Origin of the sequence: Geodermatophilus obscurus (genome assembly GCF_900143215.1) — a bacterium.
Taxonomy (GTDB): Bacteria; Actinomycetota; Actinomycetes; order Mycobacteriales; family Geodermatophilaceae; genus Geodermatophilus; species Geodermatophilus obscurus_A.
In genome coordinates this window covers 18,394-34,342 of sequence record NZ_FRDM01000018.1, presented here as the reverse complement: position 1 = coordinate 34,342, position 15,949 = coordinate 18,394, and the positions used below count along the sequence as shown (strand labels likewise).

16 protein-coding genes are annotated in these 15,949 nt (G+C 75.6%); 11 read left to right on the top strand and 5 right to left on the bottom strand.

Going from position 1 to position 15,949, the window contains the following annotated elements:
* Positions 1–125 precede the first annotated feature (125 nt).
* The 3 genes from BUB17_RS16130 to BUB17_RS16120 all read right to left on the bottom strand — a co-directional run bounded on the left by BUB17_RS16130 (position 126) and on the right by BUB17_RS16120 (position 4,049).
* Positions 126–971: a class I SAM-dependent methyltransferase gene (locus tag BUB17_RS16130; protein WP_072919691.1), complete on the bottom strand. Its 846-nt coding sequence runs from the start codon at positions 969–971 to the stop codon at positions 126–128.
* Positions 972–975: 4 nt separating this feature from the next.
* Entirely contained in the window at positions 976–3,150 is a 2,175-nt protein-coding gene (locus tag BUB17_RS16125; protein ID WP_072919689.1) for a bifunctional MFS transporter/dTMP kinase, read from the bottom strand.
* 95 nt (positions 3,151–3,245) lie between these two features.
* Positions 3,246–4,049, bottom strand: a complete 804-nt coding sequence (locus BUB17_RS16120; RefSeq protein WP_072919688.1) for a DUF3109 family protein — start codon at positions 4,047–4,049, stop codon at positions 3,246–3,248.
* A 141-nt stretch (positions 4,050–4,190) separates the two neighbouring features.
* Between BUB17_RS16120 and BUB17_RS16115 the strand changes: the two genes are divergently transcribed.
* Complete coding sequence (locus BUB17_RS16115) at positions 4,191–5,138, top strand: Ppx/GppA family phosphatase (RefSeq protein WP_072919759.1); 948 nt, start codon at positions 4,191–4,193, stop codon at positions 5,136–5,138.
* Entirely contained in the window at positions 5,135–5,938 is an 804-nt protein-coding gene (locus BUB17_RS16110; protein ID WP_072919686.1) for an MFS transporter, read from the top strand. Before BUB17_RS16115 ends, BUB17_RS16110 begins: the two co-directional genes overlap by 4 nt.
* Before the next feature lie 124 nt (positions 5,939–6,062).
* On the opposite strand, the gene BUB17_RS16105 is transcribed toward BUB17_RS16110, so the two are convergent.
* On the bottom strand, positions 6,063–6,623 hold the full coding sequence (locus tag BUB17_RS16105) for a type 1 glutamine amidotransferase domain-containing protein (RefSeq protein ID WP_072919683.1): 561 nt from the start codon (positions 6,621–6,623) through the stop codon (positions 6,063–6,065).
* Positions 6,624–6,706: 83 nt separating this feature from the next.
* Here BUB17_RS16105 and BUB17_RS26170 point away from each other — a divergent pair, with 83 nt between their 5' ends.
* The 6 genes from BUB17_RS26170 (at position 6,707) to BUB17_RS16075 (ending at position 11,430) form a co-directional block, all read left to right on the top strand.
* Positions 6,707–7,396, top strand: coding sequence for a hypothetical protein (locus tag BUB17_RS26170; protein WP_072919681.1), 690 nt, complete (start codon positions 6,707–6,709; stop codon positions 7,394–7,396).
* Complete coding sequence (proC, locus tag BUB17_RS16095; RefSeq protein ID WP_072919663.1) at positions 7,393–8,223, top strand: pyrroline-5-carboxylate reductase; 831 nt, start codon at positions 7,393–7,395, stop codon at positions 8,221–8,223. The genes BUB17_RS26170 and proC overlap by 4 nt, the downstream gene beginning before the upstream one ends.
* A gap of 251 nt (positions 8,224–8,474) precedes the next feature.
* On the top strand, positions 8,475–8,822 hold the full coding sequence (locus tag BUB17_RS27865) for a helix-turn-helix domain-containing protein (protein ID WP_244277276.1): 348 nt from the start codon (positions 8,475–8,477) through the stop codon (positions 8,820–8,822).
* 491 nt (positions 8,823–9,313) lie between these two features.
* Positions 9,314–9,412, top strand: coding sequence for a 30S ribosomal protein bS22 (locus BUB17_RS16085; protein ID WP_012854759.1), 99 nt, complete (start codon positions 9,314–9,316; stop codon positions 9,410–9,412).
* 10 nt (positions 9,413–9,422) lie between these two features.
* Complete coding sequence (locus BUB17_RS16080) at positions 9,423–10,529, top strand: NAD-dependent epimerase/dehydratase family protein (RefSeq protein WP_072919662.1); 1,107 nt, start codon at positions 9,423–9,425, stop codon at positions 10,527–10,529.
* Positions 10,522–11,430 (top strand): lysophospholipid acyltransferase family protein, encoded by a 909-nt coding sequence (locus tag BUB17_RS16075; protein WP_175561387.1) that lies wholly within the window; start codon positions 10,522–10,524, stop codon positions 11,428–11,430. The genes BUB17_RS16080 and BUB17_RS16075 overlap by 8 nt, the downstream gene beginning before the upstream one ends.
* Positions 11,431–11,568: 138 nt before the next feature.
* Here the strand turns inward: BUB17_RS16075 and BUB17_RS16070 are convergent, their stop codons facing one another.
* A complete protein-coding gene (locus BUB17_RS16070) occupies positions 11,569–12,492 on the bottom strand; it encodes an HAD family hydrolase (RefSeq protein WP_083606367.1) in 924 nt (307 codons plus the stop codon).
* Positions 12,493–12,984: 492 nt separating this feature from the next.
* Here BUB17_RS16070 and BUB17_RS16065 point away from each other — a divergent pair, with 492 nt between their 5' ends.
* The 3 genes from BUB17_RS16065 (at position 12,985) to BUB17_RS16055 (ending at position 15,883) form a co-directional block, all read left to right on the top strand.
* Positions 12,985–14,541, top strand: coding sequence for an AMP-binding protein (locus BUB17_RS16065; protein ID WP_072919658.1), 1,557 nt, complete (start codon positions 12,985–12,987; stop codon positions 14,539–14,541).
* The gene (locus tag BUB17_RS16060; RefSeq protein WP_072919657.1) at positions 14,531–14,779 is read left to right on the top strand and encodes a glutaredoxin family protein; all 249 of its coding nucleotides are present in this window, start codon (positions 14,531–14,533) and stop codon (positions 14,777–14,779) included. Before BUB17_RS16065 ends, BUB17_RS16060 begins: the two co-directional genes overlap by 11 nt.
* A gap of 438 nt (positions 14,780–15,217) precedes the next feature.
* A complete protein-coding gene (locus BUB17_RS16055; RefSeq protein ID WP_072919655.1) occupies positions 15,218–15,883 on the top strand; it encodes a redox-sensing transcriptional repressor Rex in 666 nt (221 codons plus the stop codon).
* The last annotated feature ends 66 nt before the right edge of the window (positions 15,884–15,949 follow it).

Genomic DNA, 15,949 nt, shown 5'->3' with positions numbered 1-15,949 from the left:
GTGAGAGGACCCCCTGCCCCCTGCCCCCCGCCACTCGCAGGCTCGCGGCGGGACCCTGCAGGGGGCCAGCGAGCCTCGGGACAGGGCCTGCGGCGGGACCCTGCAGGGGCCGACAGGACCCGGGACTAGGCGTCCGGGATCGGCCGGGCGACGCCGACCAGGGAGTCCAGCCGCCCCGCGTTGGCCGGGGCCAGCGGGTTGCGCACGACCCGGGTCAGCGCCAGCCCGGCCCGGGCCAGCAGCAACGCGTGGGTGCGCGGGGTGAAGTGCCAGATGTGCTCGGTCGGCTTGAGCGTCCACCAGCGGGTGCCGAGCAGCCGCGCCGGCAGCGAGGAGACGTAGGGCGTCGAGAACAGGACCACGCCGTCGTCGGCGACCTGTGCGCGCACCGTCCGCCAGAACGACAGCGGGTCGGGCACGTGCTCGACGGTGTCCCAGGCGCAGACGACGTCGGAGCCGGGGGTCAACGGCGCCTCCTCGAGCTGGCCGCAGAACACGTCGAGCCCCAGGGTGTCCTGGGCGTGCTTGGCCCCGGTGCGGGAGAGCTCGACGCCGGACGTCGTCCACCCCGCCTCGCGGGCCGCGGCGAGGAACAGGCCGTAGCCCGCGCCGACCTCCAGCAGCCGCCCGCCCGCCGCCGGGCCGCCCCGCTCCCGGTCGATCAGGGCGAGCCGGCCCGCCGTCCAGGTGCGCTGCAGCAGCATCGCCGGGGAGAGGCGCGTCTCGATCGAGGGCGCCGCGTCGGTGGAGACGGCGGAGCCGTAGACGCCGCCCTCGAAGTAGCCGGCGTCGTCGTAGATCCGCTGCAGCGCCTCGGGGCGCAGCCGCGGGCTGGTGAAGACGAGTTCGCACTGCGGGCAGCGGACCACGCCGAACGGGGCGACGTCGTGCACCAGCGTGCCGGGCACCCGGCACAGGCAGCAGACGACGTCCTCGGTGTCCTCGGCCGTCCAGCCGGTGCGCTCGTCCACCCGGTCAGCCTACGGAGCGACCGGCCCGTTCCGCGGCAGCGGTCGAGGCCGCGCCCGGCGCCGCGGGCACCGCGGAGTCCGCGGCGGAGGGCGGGTAGCGCGTGGCCACCAGGGTGGCCAGCCGCCGGCGGACGACGGGGGAGACCAGCCCCTCCCCGCCGTCGGCGTCCAGCAGCTCCCCCGGGACGACGACGTAGCGGTCCGGCGCGGCCTCGGCCTGGGCGAGGAAGGCGCGGCGCACCGCCTCGGCGTCCGCGTCCGCGGGAGCGCAGGTGACGGGGGAGTCGACGACGACGGTGAGGTCCGGCAGCAGCCCGCGGGTGGCCCACAGCGACGTCCGGAAGATGCGGTCGGCGTCCAGCCCCTGGCCGGCGCCGTGGAACGCGATCGAGGTGTCCACGTAGTGGGTGTTGACCACCACCCGTCTGCGCTCGAGGGCCGGGCGGATCACCGTCGCGACGTGCTGCGCGCGGTCGGCGGCGGCCAGCAGCGCGGCGGTGTGCGCCCCGACCGGGCTGCCGGTGTCGTCGACGGCCGGCTCCGGCTCCGGGAAGCCGGTGCCCGAGCCGTGCCGAGGCGGGAAGAGCAGGCCGCGCACCTGCCGGCCCAGCTGGGTGTCGCTGGGCTCGGAGGTGACCTCGACCGGGCAGCCGCAGTCGCGCAGCACCTGCGCCAGCTCCGCGGTGTAGCGGCGGGTGAGCTCGCGGTCGGCCCCCTCGACGACGACGAACAGCCCCACGCCGCTGGAGGCGGCCGAGAACAGGTCCGAGCGGCCCCACAGCAGCCGGAGCACGTCGCGGAACCGCGTGCGCGAGCGCGCCGGCACCACCTGGCGGGTGGCGTAGGCGCTCACCCCCAGGGCGATCACCCCGCCCACCAGCAGCGTCAGGCCGGGGCCGGTCAGGGTGAGCACCAGGTCGCCCAGGCGGACGTCGTGGGTGCCGAGCAGCCCCGCCAGGCCCGGGCCGACCGCCACCGCCAGGAGCAGGACGATGCGCACCGAGGAGATGACGAAGGCGAAGACGCGGCCGCGCAGCCGGTCCTCCACCTCGAAGCCGATCAGCGTGTAGCCGATGATCCAGCTGACGCCGGCGAACAGGCCCACGCAGAACGCCGCGGCGGTGGCCAGCACGAAGTCCCGCAGCAGGGACATCACCAGCAGGGCCACCCCGGCCAGCCCGATGGCGTGCGTGAACACGCTGCGCCGCGGCACCGTGGGCAGGATCCGGGGGCCGGCCAGCATGCCGATGGCCAGGCCGGTGAAGACGACGCCGAACACGACCGAGTAGCCGGCCGCGCCGGCGCGCAGCGTGGCCACGTACAGCTGGGCGACCCCGACGGTGAGGCCGCCGGCGCCGAACGCGCCGATGACACCCACGTAGAGGGCGCGCATGAACGGCTGCCCGCGCAGGAAGGCCACGCCCTCCACGACCAGCGACAGCACGTTGCGCTGCCCGCCGTCCCGGTCGACCGGCGTGCCCGGGATGAGCCGGCGGGAGAGGAACACGGTGGCCGCGCTCAGGCCGAAGGTGCCGGCGTTGACGACGAGCGCGACGACGATCGCCGTCCGGGCCTCGCTGCCGTCGCCCTCGCCGACCAGCCGGCTGACCGTCGACATCAGGGCGAACACCAGGGCGGCGACGGGGACGGCGCCGTACACGGAGAACAGCGAGACCTGGTTGGCCACGGCGAGCCGCTCGCGAGGCACGATCGACACCCACATCGCCTGCTTGGCCGGGTTGGTGAACAGCCCGACCGCCTCGACGAGGAACTGCGCGACGTAGAGCCAGGTCAGCTCGTAGGTGACCGCGATGGACAGGTACAGCGCGAGCGCCAGCAGCTCCCCGACGACGACCGTCGTCCGCCGGTCCAGCCGGTCGGCCAGCGCTCCGGCCAGCGGGCCCAGCACCAGGTCGGGCAGCAGCCGGGTGAGGATGACGCCGGAGATCGCGGCGCCCTGCACCGCGAGGGACTCCTCGCGGGTGAGCTGCTGGGCCATGGCCGTGGTGGCCAGCAGGCCCAGCCAGTCGCCGAGGCTGGAGACGGCGATCGCCGCCCACAGCCGGCGGAAGACCGGGATGCGGACCAGCGCGAAGAAGGCGTTGTCGGGGCGCGCGGCGGCGGCCGTGGTGCGCTCCCCGGCCGGGGGCGGGGCCGCCGGCGCGCGCTCCTCGTCCACTGCTCCCCGCCGTCCGCTCGTCGGTCAGTCGGGGGAGAGGGTAGTGGCGCAGCGTGGCCGGGTCGGTGCTGCCGGACCTCCGATCGGGTGGACGTTCAGGGACGACGGCGGTGCAGCGTCACCGGCACGGGTGCCGGGCTGGCCGGGTGCGGGGCGACCAGGCCCCGGTCCAGGCGCTCCTCGGTCAGCCGCCGCAGCTCCGCGTAGGCCGCCGTCCCCAGGAGGGCGGTGAGCTCCCCGGCGTAGGTGACCACGAGCGGCTCGGCGGAGACGTGCGCCGCCGGGGAGCCGGTGCACCACCAGTGCAGGTCGTGCCCGCCGGGGCCCCAGCCGCGGCGGTCGAACTCGCCGATGCTCGACACCAGCACCGTCGTGCCGTCGGCGCGCTCGACCTGCTCCTGCTCGCGGCGCACCGGCAGCTGCCAGCAGACGTCGGGCTTGGTGAGCAGCGGGTGCAGCCCCTCGCGCAGCGCCATCCGGTGCAGCGCGCAGCCGGTGCCGCCGGGGAAGCCGGGCCGGTTGAGGAAGACGCAGGCGCCGTCGACCAGGCGGGTGCGCAGCGAGCGCACGCCACCTTCGTGCTCGTCGGCGTCGTCCTCCTCGGTCCAGGCGCTGCGGCCCACGGGGGCCAGCTGCCAGTCCTCGTCGGGGAGGTCGGCGACGGCGGCGGTGACGCGGGCCAGGTCGTCCTCGTCGGCGAAGAAGGCCCCGTGGCTGCAGCAGCCGTCGTCCGGGCGGCCCTCGACGACGCCGGCGCAACCGCGGCCGAAGACGCAGGTCCAGGCGGACGACAGCCAGGTCAGGTCGGCCCGGACGACGTGGTGCGGGTCAGCCGGGTCGGGGAACTCGACCCACTCGCGGGCGAAGTCCAGCGGCACCTCGGGCGGGACGTCGTGCACCCGTCCAGCGTAGAGAAGGGACCTCCGGCTCCTGCCCGCTCCAGGGTCCCGGCCCGAGCTTGCGAGGGTCGGGGAGGAGCGGGTGCTCTCTCTCGCTCCGCTCGGCGCGAGCCCCTGGAGGCGGCCATGCAGACTGACCGCATGAGGCTCGGGGTGCTGGACGTCGGCTCGAACACCGTGCACCTGCTCGTGGTCTCCGCCCATCGCGGCGGTCACCCGACCCCGCAGCACGACGACCGCTGGCTGCTGCGCCTCGCCGAGCACGTCGGCGACGACGACCTGCTGTCCAAGGACGGCGAGAAGGCGCTGCTCAAGGCCGTGCGCAAGGCGTGCGAGCAGGCCGAGAAGCAGGGCTGCGACGAGGTGCTGGCGCTGGTCACCTCCGCCATCCGCGACGCCCGCAACGGCATGGACGTGCTGGAGCGGGTGCGGGACAGGACCGGCGTGGAGCTGCAGGTGACCAGCGGCGAGGAGGAGGCGCGGCTGACCTTCCTCGCCGTCCGCCGGTGGTTCGGGTGGAGCGCCGGGCGGCTGCTGGTGTTGGACATCGGCGGCGGATCGCTGGAACTGGCCAGCGGCTTCGACGAGGACCCCGACGTCGCGCTGTCGCTCCCGCTGGGCGCCGGCCGGGTGACCCGGCGCTTCCTGCCCGAGGCGCGCACCGGCGGGCGCCCGGACCTGCACGCCCTCGCCGAGCTCGACGAGCACGCCGCCGACCTGCTCGAGCCCGCGGCGAAGAAGCTGCTGGCCGGCGGCCCGCCGGACCTGGTGGCGGCGACCTCCAAGACGTTCCGGACGCTGGCCCGGTTGACCGGCGCGGCGCCCTACTCCGCCGGCCTGCGCGCCCCGCGCCAGCTGACCCGGGAGGGGCTGGTGCAGCTGCTCGGGTTCGTCGCCCGCATCGAGTCCTCCGCGCTGGCCGAGCTGCAGGGCGTGTCGCCCGACCGGGCCCACCAGATCCCCGGGGGTGCCGTCGTGGCGCGGGCCGCCATGCGGGCGCTGGACGTACCGTCCGTGCGGATTTGCCCGTGGGCGCTGCGGGAGGGCGTCATCCTCCGGCGACTGGACTCGTTGGAGGACGAGAGATGAGCACTCCTCCCGGCAGCCGCGGCGAGGCACGCCGCGACCCGGAGACCGGCGGCCGTCCGCTCGCCGACATCCTGCGCGAGGCCGGGGTCGAGTCACCGACCCGCGGACGGCGTCGGCGAGGGGACGAGCTCGAGGACACCGGCGTCCGCCAGCGCGGCACGGGGGACACCGGGCGGGTGGCCGACCGGCCGGAGTTCGGCCGGCGGGCCAGCGACCGGACCGGGGACGGCGCCTCCGCCGCACCGCGGGGCGACCGGCGGGCCGGACGCCGGCAGCCGGAACCCTCCACCGCGGCCATCCCCGGCCTGCGGCCCTCGCGCAAGCCCGGCGTCCCGGGTGCGACCGCGCCCGGGGCCGCGCGCGACGGGGCCGTGCGGGAGGACCGGTCGCGGGAGGACCGGTCGCGGGAGCGGCCGCCCCGCGAGCGGGGGACCGCCGCTCCCGGCCCGCGGACCGGCCCGATCCCCGTGGTCCGGGCCGACGACCCGCCGCTGCTCGAGGACGACGGCCTCGCTCCCCGCGAGGGCGCGATGGCCTGGCTGCGCTTCGGCGGCGAGCTGGTGCTGGCGCTGGCCGCCGGCGTCGGCATCTACTTCCTGTTCACCGTGCTCTGGCAGCAGCTGCCCTACCTGGCCGTCCTCCTGGCCCCGGTCGCGGTGGCCGGGCTGGTCGGCGGCGTCGGTGCGTGGCGGCAGCGTCAGGACCGGGAGCCGGTCGGCGCCCGGCTGGTGGCGGTGCTGGTCTTCGCCGGGACCCTGCTCACCATCGCGCCGGCCGCGGGCCTGCTCGCCACCGGCTGACGGACCGCCCTTTCCCCACGCTCGGCCCCTCCGGGTCCCGCCGCCGGCCCCGTCCGGGCACCGCCCCGAGCCCGCGAGGGGTGGGAGGAGGGGGTCCTCCTACCTCCCAGAGGGGTCGCCGGCCTCAGTCCTCGTCGTCGACCGGCTCGGCGGCGAACTGCTCGACGATCGCGGCGGTGAACGCGTCGAGGTCGTCGGGGTTGCGGCTGGTCACCAGGTTGCCGTCGACGACGACCTCCTCGTCCACCCACGTCGCGCCGGCGTTGCGCAGGTCGGTCCGCAGCGAGGGCCAGGAGGTCATCCTCCGCCCGCGGACGACGTCGGCCTCGGCGAGCACCCATCCGGCGTGGCAGATCGCCGCCACCGGCTTGCCCGCGTCGAAGAACGCCTTGACGAAGGCCACGGCGTCGGCGTCGGCGCGGATGAAGTCGCCGTTGATGACGCCGCCGGGCAGCACCAGCGCGCCGTACTCGTCGGGGTCGGTCGAGCTGACGACCGCGTCCACCTTCTTGGTGTCGCCCTTGTCGATGTGCTGGTAGGCGGTGATCTCACCGGCCTCGAGCGACACCAGCTCCGGCTGGGCGCCGGCCTCGTCGAGCGCCTGCCAGGGCCGGTCGAGCTCCACCTGCTCCACGCCGTCGGTCGCGAGGACGGCCACCTTCAACCCGTCGAGTTCGTCAGCCATGCGGCGGCGGCTACCCCGCCCCTGAGGAGCACACACGCCCCGAGCACTAGGTTCGACCCCGTGCGTGCACGGATCACAGCCCGGTGCGCCGCCTGCTCGACGTCCTCCCCGGCGCCGGCCCGCGGGTCGCCGACCCGGTCCGTGCCGCCGCCGACGCCACTGCAGCGGGGTGCGCGGTCGCCCTCGAGCACCCGCCCGCCGCGGACGCCGCCGCCGAGCTGCGCGACCTCGTCGCCCGGGTGGCCGGCGCCGGGCTGGCGGGCGCCTGCGAGCTCACCGTCCCCGTCGACCGGCTGGGCGGCGCGGCCGCCGGAGTGGCCCGCGCCGCCGCCGGTGCCGGCCTGGACGTGGCGCTGGACGGCGACCCCGCCGCGGTGGACGCCCTGGCCGCCGAGACCGGCCCGGTGACCGTGGTGGTCCGCGCGGCCGACCCCGCCGCGGAGGAGCGCTGCCACGCGCTGGCCGGCGGCCGGGTGCGGCTCACCGGCGGGCGGGGCGCGGCCGCCGACCTGGCCTTCGTGCGCTGCCTCGAGGTGCTGATGAGCGGGGCCGGGCGCCCCGGCGTCGGCACGACCGACCCGCGCCTGGTCGCCCTCGCCGGCGAGCGCGCCGCCTGGAACGAACGAGTCCCCGACAGCTGGGAGTACGTCATGCCGTGGCAGGTCCGCAGCGAGCAGCAGCGCCGGCTGGTCGCCGGCGGGTACCGGGTGCGGGTGGTCCTGCGCTCGGGTGCCCCGGTTCCCGCCGTGCGTCGCGCGGAGGGCCGGTCGTGAGCGCCGGGGGCGCCGGCCGCTCCGGGCTGGCCATCATCGGTGGCGGCAAGATCGGGGAGGCCCTGATCTCCGGCCTCGTCCGCCGCGGCGGGGCCGACGGGATCGTCGTCTGCGAGCGGCACCCGGAGCGGGCCGCGGAGCTGACCGCGCGCTACGGCGTCCCGGTGCTGGGGCTGGCCGAGGCCGCCTCCCGGGCGCGGGTGCTGCTGCTCGCGGTCAAGCCGCAGGACATCGGCACGCTGCTGGGGTCCCTGGCGGGCTCGGTGGACCCCGGTCACCTGGTGGTGTCGGTCGCCGCCGGCGTCCCGACGGCCACCATCGAGGCCGCCCTGCCCGCGGGCGTCCCCGTCGTCCGGGTCATGCCCAACACCCCGGCGCTGGTCGACGAGGGGATGAGCGTGCTCTCGGCCGGGGCGCACGCCGACGAGGGGCACCTGGACGAGGCCGAGACGCTGCTGGCCGCCGTCGGGCGGGTGCGGCGGGTGCCGGAGGCCCAGCAGGACGCCGTCACGGCGCTGTCGGGCAGCGGCCCGGCGTACTTCTTCTACCTGGTCGAGGCGATGGTCGACGCCGGCATCCTGCTGGGCCTGCCGCGCGACCTGGCCGCGGACCTCATCGTGCAGACCGCGCTGGGCTCGGCGGTCATGCTGCGCGACTCCGGTGAGCACCCGGTGCAGCTGCGGGAGGCGGTCACCAGCCCCGGCGGGACGACGATCGCCGCCATCCGGGAGCTGGAGCGGCACAGCGTGCGTGCGGCGCTCATCGCCGCCATCGAGGCGGCGCACGCCCGCTCGGTGGAGCTGGGGCGGGCCGCGCGCGACCGGTGACCGTAGCGCGACGGAGCATCGATGTGTCGACAATCCGTGACCGGGTCGGGACGTGTCGTCGACGACGCGCCCAGGCACATGTCGATACGGCTACATAGGTCTAGTTCTGCCCAGGACGGACCGTTCCCCCTGTTCGTTTCTTCCATCGCTTCTGTCACGCATGTCCCCCTACTCTCTGTGTCAGCACATGCGGGCTCCGTAGTCGGTGGGGAAGCCGACGCCCGGCGCGTGCTAGGTCCGGAGATGAAGAGATGACCATGCCCCAGCGCACCATTCCCGCCGCCGCCTACGCCCGCCCCGGCGTTCCCGGCCCGCGCCCCGTCGGCCGGCCGATCCAGGCCGCCACCATGGCCCGCCCGATCCCGCCGCAGCACCCCGCCGCCATGCCGGTCGGCCGCCCGCCGGTCCCGACCCCCCGCGCCGCCGTCACCTTCCTGACGGTCGCCGAGGTCGCCAGCATGATGCGCGTCTCGAAGATGACCGTGTACCGCCTCGTGCACGCCGGCGAGCTCGCCGCCGTCCGCGTCGGCCGCTCGTTCCGCGTGCCCGAGCGCGCCGTTCAGGACTACCTGCGCGACGCCTACACCGACATCGCGTGAGAGAGGACCCCTCTGCCCCGCCCCTCGCAAGCTTGCGACGGGACCCTGCAGAGGGGCCGGCTCCGGCGCGCGGAGTCGCGCTGTCGCCCTCGCCTGACGAAGGACCACCCTTCCCCCACCCCTCGTGAGAGGACCTCTCCGCCCCCACCCCTCGCGAGCTCGCGGCGGGACCCTGCAGGGAGGCCAGCGGGTCCGTGAAGGGTGGCCGTTCCAGTGCCTCGCAGGCTCGGGGCAGGACCCTGGAGGAGGCGGAACCGCCGCTCCTCGCGGAGGCCTCCTGCACCACCCCACCCCTCGCGGGTGGGTCCGGATCGCCGGCAGGCCCACGCGGCAGCGTCGCCGCGGGGCCGCCGGGTACGCTCGGGCGCCGAGCGACACCGGGACCGATCGGTCCCGGTCGTCGCACACGAGCTGATCACCTCGCGCGGTGCCCGGTACGACCTCCCGGTCGACGGTGGCCGCCGCGCCGCGACGACGTCGGGAGCACGCACATGGGTTCGGTCATCAAGAAGCGCCGCAAGCGGATGGCGAAGAAGAAGCACCGCAAGCTGCTGAAGAAGACCCGCGTCCAGCGCCGCAACAAGAAGTGAGCTGACGCTCGTGCCGCCCGTCGTCGTCCTGGTCACCGGCGTCAGCCGGTGGCTCGGTGGTGCGCTGGCGGCCGAGCTCGCTCGCGACCGCTCCATCGAGCGCGTCATCGGGGTGGACACCATCCCCCCGTCGCCGGAGATGCTCCGCCGGCTGGGCCGCACCGAGTTCGTGCGGGCCGACATCCGCAACCCGCTGATCGGCAAGGTCATCGCGACGGCGTCGGTCGACACGGTCGTGCACATGAACATCAGCTCCACGCCCGCCGGCTCCGGCGGGCGGGGACCGATGAAGGAACTCAACGTCATCGGGACGATGCAGCTGCTGGCCGCCTGCCAGCGGGCCTCGTCGGTCCGTCGGTTCGTGCTCAAGTCGAGCAGTGCCGTCTACGGCGCCTCCTCGCGCGACCCGGCCGTCTTCACCGAGGCCATGCAGGCCCGTCGGGTTCCCTCCGGGGGCTTCGCCCGGGACAGCCTCGACATCGAGGGCTACGTCCGGTCCTTCGCCCGCCGTCGTCCCGACGTCGGGGTGGCCGCGCTGCGCTTCACCAACTTCATCGGCCCGCGCATCGACTCGGTGCTCACGCACTTCCTGCGCATGCCGCTGGTCCCGACGGCGCTCGGGTACGACGCCCGTGTCCAGCTGCTGCACGAGGACGACGCGCTGGCGGTGCTGACGCGGGCCACCACCGGCGACTTCGCCGGCACCGCGAACGTCGGTGGGGAGGGCACGTTGCTGCTGTCACAGGTGATCCGCCGGCTGGGCCGCCTGCAGGTCCCGCTGCCCTCGCCGGCGCTGGGGTCCCTGGGCCGGTTCACCCGCCGGTTCGGCTACGTCGACTACTCCCCGGAGCAGATGCGCTTCCTGAACTTCGGCCGGGTCGTCGACACCACCGTGCTGCGCGAGGAGTTCGGCTACACCCCGCGCTATACGACCGAGCAGGCGCTGGCCGACTACGCGAGCACCCTGACGCCGGTGATCCCGCCCGAGGTGGTCACCGGGGTGACCACGCGGGCGCAGGATCTCGTGGCCCGCGTCGGTTCGGCGGCGGGTTCGGTCGGGCAGCGGCTGTGGCCGGCGCCGCCGACCCCCGGCCTGCGGGCGGTGCGCGATGCCTGAGGCACGGGTCATCCAGCTGCGGCCGGACGACGACGAGCCGCGGGTCCCGCCGCCGTCGTCCGCCTCGTGGGAGGAGCAGGTCGCCGGCGGCCTGGAGTTCCTCCGGCGGCGGCTGACCGGCGACTACGACACCGACGAGTTCGGGTTCGACGCCGACCTCACCGACCACGTGCTCCTGCCGTTGCTGCGGCCGCTGTTCTCGCGCTGGTTCCGGGTCGAGACCCACGGGGTGGAGAACGTGCCCGACACCGGCGGCGGGCTGGTCGTCGCCAACCACTCGGGGACGGTGCCGCTCGACGCGATGATGGCGACGGTCGCGCTGCACGACGACCACCCGGCCCGGCGCCGGCTGCGGCTGCTCGGCGCCGACCTGGTGTTCGACCTGCCGGTCATCGGCTCGCTGTCGCGCAAGCTCGGCTCCACGCTGGCCTGCAACGAGGACGCCGAGCGGCTGCTCACCGGCGGCGAGCTGGTCGGGGTGTTCCCCGAGGGCTTCAAGGGGATCGGCAAGCCGTTCCGCGAGCGGTACACCCTGCAGCGGTTCGGCCGGGGCGGTTTCGTCACCGCCGCGCTGCGCACCGGTGCGCCGATCATCCCGTGCGCCATCGTCGGGGCCGAGGAGACCTACCCGATGATCGGCAACGTCAAGACCCTCGCCCGGCTGCTCGGTCTGCCCTACTTCCCGGTGACGCCGACCTTCCCCGCGCTCGGCCCGCTGGGGCTGGTGCCGCTGCCGTCGAAGTGGCTGATCGCCTTCGGGGAGCCGATCGAGACGGCGTCCTACGGTCCGTCCGCCGCCGAGGACCCGATGCTCGTCTTCAACCTCACCGACCAGGTGCGCGAGACGATCCAGCAGTCGCTCTACGAGCTGCTCCTGCAGCGCAGGTCCGTCTTCAGCTGAAGAAGGACCCGGCTGCCCCCCGACCCTCGCTCCGCTCGGGCCGGGTCCCTGCAGCCGGGCCGTTCCAGCACGTCACCACGCTCGCGGCGGGACCCTGCAGGGAGGCCGGCGGGCCCTGACGAGGGCCGTTCCAGAGCGTCACCAGGGCAACCTGTTGCGGCGGCGCAGGGCGAGCGCGCCGCCGACCAGCCCGCCGGAGAGCGCGGCGGCCGCCACGGTGGGCACGACGGTCTTCGCGGCCTTGCGACCGGTGCGGAAGTCCTTGATCTCCCAGCCGCGGGACCGGGCGACCGCACGCAGCTCGGTGTCGGGGTTCACCGCGACCGCGCGGCCGGTGAGCGTCAGCATCGGCAGGTCGTTGGAGCTGTCGCTGTAGGCGGTGCAGCGGGAGAGGTCCAGACCCTCCCGGTCGGCCAACGCCCGGACCGCCTCCGCCTTGGCCTCGCCGTGCATCAGCTCGCCGACCAGCCGCCCGGTGTAGTGCCCGTCGACGACCTCCGAGACGGTGCCCAGCGCGCCGGTCAGCCCGAGCCGGTGAGCGATGATGCCGGCCAGCTCCACCGGCGTCGCGGTCACCAGCCAGACCCGCTGCCCGGCGTCCAGGTGCTGATGGGCGAGCACCCGCGTGCCGGCCCAGATCCGGTCGGCCATCAGCTCGTCGTAGATCTCCTCGCCGGCCTGGACGATCTCGGCCACCGGGCGCCCGGCGACGAAGGCCAGCGCGCTCTCCCGGATCGTGTGCATGTCGCCGGCGCTCTCGTTGCCGGCGATGCGGAACTTCGCCTGCTGCCACACGAAGCGCGACATGTCGCGGGCGGTGAGGTACTTGCGGGCGGCCAGGCCGCGGGCGAACCAGAAGATCGAGGCGCCGACCATCATCGTGTTGTCGACGTCGAAGAACGCCGCCGCGGTCAGGTCCGGGACGGCGGCCGGCGCAGGCTCGACCTCGGCGGCCGCGGCCGAGGCGGCGCCGGCGACGTGGGCCCGCGTCTCCTCGTCCGGTACGTCCGCCCGGCGGGCGCGGCGGCCGCGGAAGGGCAGTCCCGGCACGACGACCTCCACTGTCGCTCCTCCACCGCCCCTCCGGGCGGCTGGTGGATCTCCGGGGGAACCCTAGTGGCGTCCGCGGGCACGGCGGCCGGGGGTCCGGGCGCGACCGTTCGCCCGGGCTCAGCAGACGAGCGGCCGGATGAAGATCGGCCGCGGGGTGTCCAGCATCGGCGCGTCAGGCTCCCGGGGATCACGGAGCGGGCAGTGTGTCGCCGGCGGTCCGCGGGTAGGGCGTGGTCACGGGGGTGGGTCGCGGCCGTGACCCGGCGGACGCTGCTGCGGGCGCGCGCTCGTCGACCGGGCGCGACCGCCGCGAGCGTCCGTCCTCCTCGCCCGCCGGGACCCCGTCGTCCCGGTCCGGAACGCCCGCCGTACGGGGGGCCCGGCGCTGCGGGTGTGCCCGTGGTGACAACATCGCTGCGGCCCGTCCACGCCACCCCGTTCGCGGCCGGGCCGAGGCGCCTCCCGCGGGTGACCGGAAGCGCTCCACCGGAGGAGAAGTGCATGACCGACGTCGGTAGCTCGCTGTCCGTGCTGGTGCACGCGGCCGCCCGGGACCGCGCGGACGCGCCGGCGGTCGTGGCCGGCGAGCAGCGGCTGGGCTGGGGCGAGCTGGACGCCCAGGTCGACCGCGTGGCCGCCGGGTATGCCGCCCGCGGCCTCGCCCTGGGCGATCGGGTGGCCGTCCAGCTGCCCAACGGCGTGGACTGGCTGCGGGCGGCGCTGGGCGCCCTGCGCGCGGGGCTGGTCGTCGTCCCGGTCAACACCGCCTACACCGACCCGGAGCTGGAGTACGTGCTCACCGACTCCGGAGCGGCGCTGCTCGTGGCGACCGGGGACCGGCCGCAGGTGGCCGGCGTGCCCGTGCTCGCCGGGCCGCCGACGGACGACGCCGCCCCGCCGGCGGTGCCCGAGGCCCCCGGCTCCCTGGCCGTCCTCGCCTACACCAGCGGGACCACCGGCCGGCCGCGCGGCGCGATGCTGTCGGCCGCCGCGCTGCAGGCCAACCAGGAGCAGTGCCTGCGGATGGACCCGCCGCCGGTCCGGCCCGACGACCGCGTGCTCCTGGTGCTGCCGCTGTTCCACGTCTACGGCCTCAACGCCGGCTTCGGCCTGGTCGCCGCGACCGGCGCCTGCGCGGTGCTCGTGGAGTCCTTCGACCCGGTCACCTCCCTCGAGGTGATGGCGCGCGAGGAGGTCACCGCGATCCCGGGCGCCCCGCCCCTGTACCAGGCCTGGCTGGCCGTGGCCGACGCCGCCGGGTCCGACACCGGCCTGCGCCGCGCCTTCGCCGCCGTCCGGATCGCCTCCTCCGGCGCCGCACCGCTGCCCGAGGACGTCTGGACGGCGATGCGCGAGCGGGCCGGGGTTGCCGTGTGGGAGGGCTACGGACTCACCGAGGCCTGCCCGGTGGTGGCCAGCACGCTGGCCACCGGGCGGGCCAAGCCGAACTGCATCGGCGGCCCGGTCCCCGGGGTGGAGCTGCAGCTGCGCGACACCGCGCTGCACGAGCCGCCGGAGGACGGCGAGGTGTCGGCGCCGGGGGACCTCGCCGAGGACGGCCCCGGTGAGGTATGGATCCGCGGCGCCAACCTCTTCTCCGGGTACTGGCCCGACGGCGCCGACGGGCCGGACGCCGAGGGCTGGCTGGCCACCGGCGACCTCGCCTACGCCGACGAGGACGGCGACCTGCACCTGGTCGACCGGCGCAGCGACCTGGTCCTGGTCAGCGGCTTCAACGTCTACCCGGCCGAGGTGGAGCGGGTGCTCGACGCGCACCCGGCCGTCGCGGAGAGCGCGGTCATCGGCGTGCCCGACGCGCGGACCGGCGCCGCCGTGCGCGCCGTGGTCGCGCTGCGGCCGGGTGCGCGGCTGGGTCTCGAGGAGCTGCGGGAGCACGCCGCGGCGTCCCTGGCCCGGTACAAGGTGCCGACGTCGGTGCACGTGCTGGCCGCGCTGCCGCACTCGCTGACCGGCAAGGTCAGCCGGGCGCGGCTGCGCGAGCTGGGCCTGGCCCGCGCCGACGACGAGCCGACCGCCGGGGGCGACGGTGACCGGTGACGCTCCCCGGCTGCAGCTGCTGACCCGGGCCGACTGCCACCTGTGCGCGGTGGCCGCGGAGACCCTCGACCGACTCGCCGCGGAGGCCGGGCTGGCGGTGGCCACGGTCGACGTGGACGCGGATCCGGAGCTGCAGGCCGAGTACGGCGACCGCGTGCCGGTGGTGCTGCTCGACGGGCGGGAGCACTCCTACTTCACCGTCGACGTGCCCCGGCTGCGGCGCGACCTCGGCCGGTAGGGGCGCAGCGACCGGCGCCCGGGCAAGCGGCACTGCCGTCGACTCCCGCGCTGTTCCCGGCACTCACGCACCGCTGCAACGGCGCGGACGCGGGTGGAACAGCGCGAGAGGGTGCCGGTCGACGACGGATCGGCCTCGCCCGACCGGGCCCCTGCACGGGGGTCCTTGCTATGGTCTCCACCACAGCAGTGCGCGTCTGCGCTGGGGAGCGGCCTGGTGGCCCCTCGGCGACTTTGTTCCTGCGTTCACAAGCGGTTACCGTGGCGTTCGCCGGGCGGCCGACCGCCCGGGTCCCCGATGTCGTTCGACCGCATCCGGCACCCGCCGGACCTCCGGGCGCGACCGTTTGTGGAGTGCCACATGACCGAGCCTGCGAGGTCGTGCGACGGCACAGCTCCTCAGGGTGCGGGGTCGACGAGCGCCAGCGAGGAGTGGCCCGTGTCCGCACCCCGGCCCCGGATCCCGGAGGCCACCGTCGCCCGCCTGGCCGTGTACCTGCGCGTGCTCGTCGGTCTGGCCGACGGCGGGCGCAGCAACGTGTCCTCGGGTGAGCTCGCCTCGGCGGCGGGCGTCAACCCGGCCGGGTTGCGCAAGGACCTCTCGCACCTGGGCCCCTGCGGCGTCCGCGGGGTGGGCTACGAGGTGGCCACGCTGCGCGACCGCATCGCCCGGGTCCTCGGTGTCGAGGAGTCCCGCCCCTGCGTGCTGGTCGGGATCGGCAACCTGGGCACGGCCCTGGCCGACTACGCCGGCTTCGGCAGCCGCGGGTTCCGGTTCGTCGGACTCTTCGACGCCGCCCCCGACCGCGTCGGCAGGCGGATCGGTGGCCAGCCCGTGCGACCGGTGGCCGAGCTCGACGAGGTGGTTGCCGCCACCGCGGCCACGATCGGGGTCATCGCGACACCGGCCGACGTCGCCCAGTCGGTCTGCGACCGGCTGACCGCGGCAGGGGTGAGGAGCATCCTGAACTTCGCGCCGGTGGCGCTGAACGCGCCCGCAGGGGTCGACGTCCGCCAGGTCGACCTCTCCGTGGAACTGCAGGTGCTCGCGTTCCTCGGCCAGCAGCGCGGCGCGGCCGCGACGACCGTGGAGGTGACTGCGTGAGCGAGCTCGCGAGCTCACCCATGGGCACAGCAGCCCGGCGGACGCGTCCGACGAGCGCCGGCGAGG

Excerpts from the sequence above, each read along its gene's own strand:
- BUB17_RS16085 (WP_012854759.1), top strand. The coding sequence starts at position 9,314 with ATGGGTTCGGTCATCAAGAAGCGCCGCAAGCGGATGGCGAAGAAGAAG.
- BUB17_RS16105 (WP_072919683.1), bottom strand. The coding sequence starts at position 6,623 with ATGGCTGACGAACTCGACGGGTTGAAGGTGGCCGTCCTCGCGACCGAC.
- BUB17_RS16115 (WP_072919759.1), top strand. The coding sequence starts at position 4,191 with ATGAGGCTCGGGGTGCTGGACGTCGGCTCGAACACCGTGCACCTGCTC.
- BUB17_RS16110 (WP_072919686.1), top strand. The coding sequence starts at position 5,135 with ATGAGCACTCCTCCCGGCAGCCGCGGCGAGGCACGCCGCGACCCGGAG.
- BUB17_RS16065 (WP_072919658.1), top strand. The coding sequence starts at position 12,985 with ATGACCGACGTCGGTAGCTCGCTGTCCGTGCTGGTGCACGCGGCCGCC.
- BUB17_RS27865 (WP_244277276.1), top strand. The coding sequence starts at position 8,475 with ATGACCATGCCCCAGCGCACCATTCCCGCCGCCGCCTACGCCCGCCCC.
- BUB17_RS16075 (WP_175561387.1), top strand. The coding sequence starts at position 10,522 with ATGCCTGAGGCACGGGTCATCCAGCTGCGGCCGGACGACGACGAGCCG.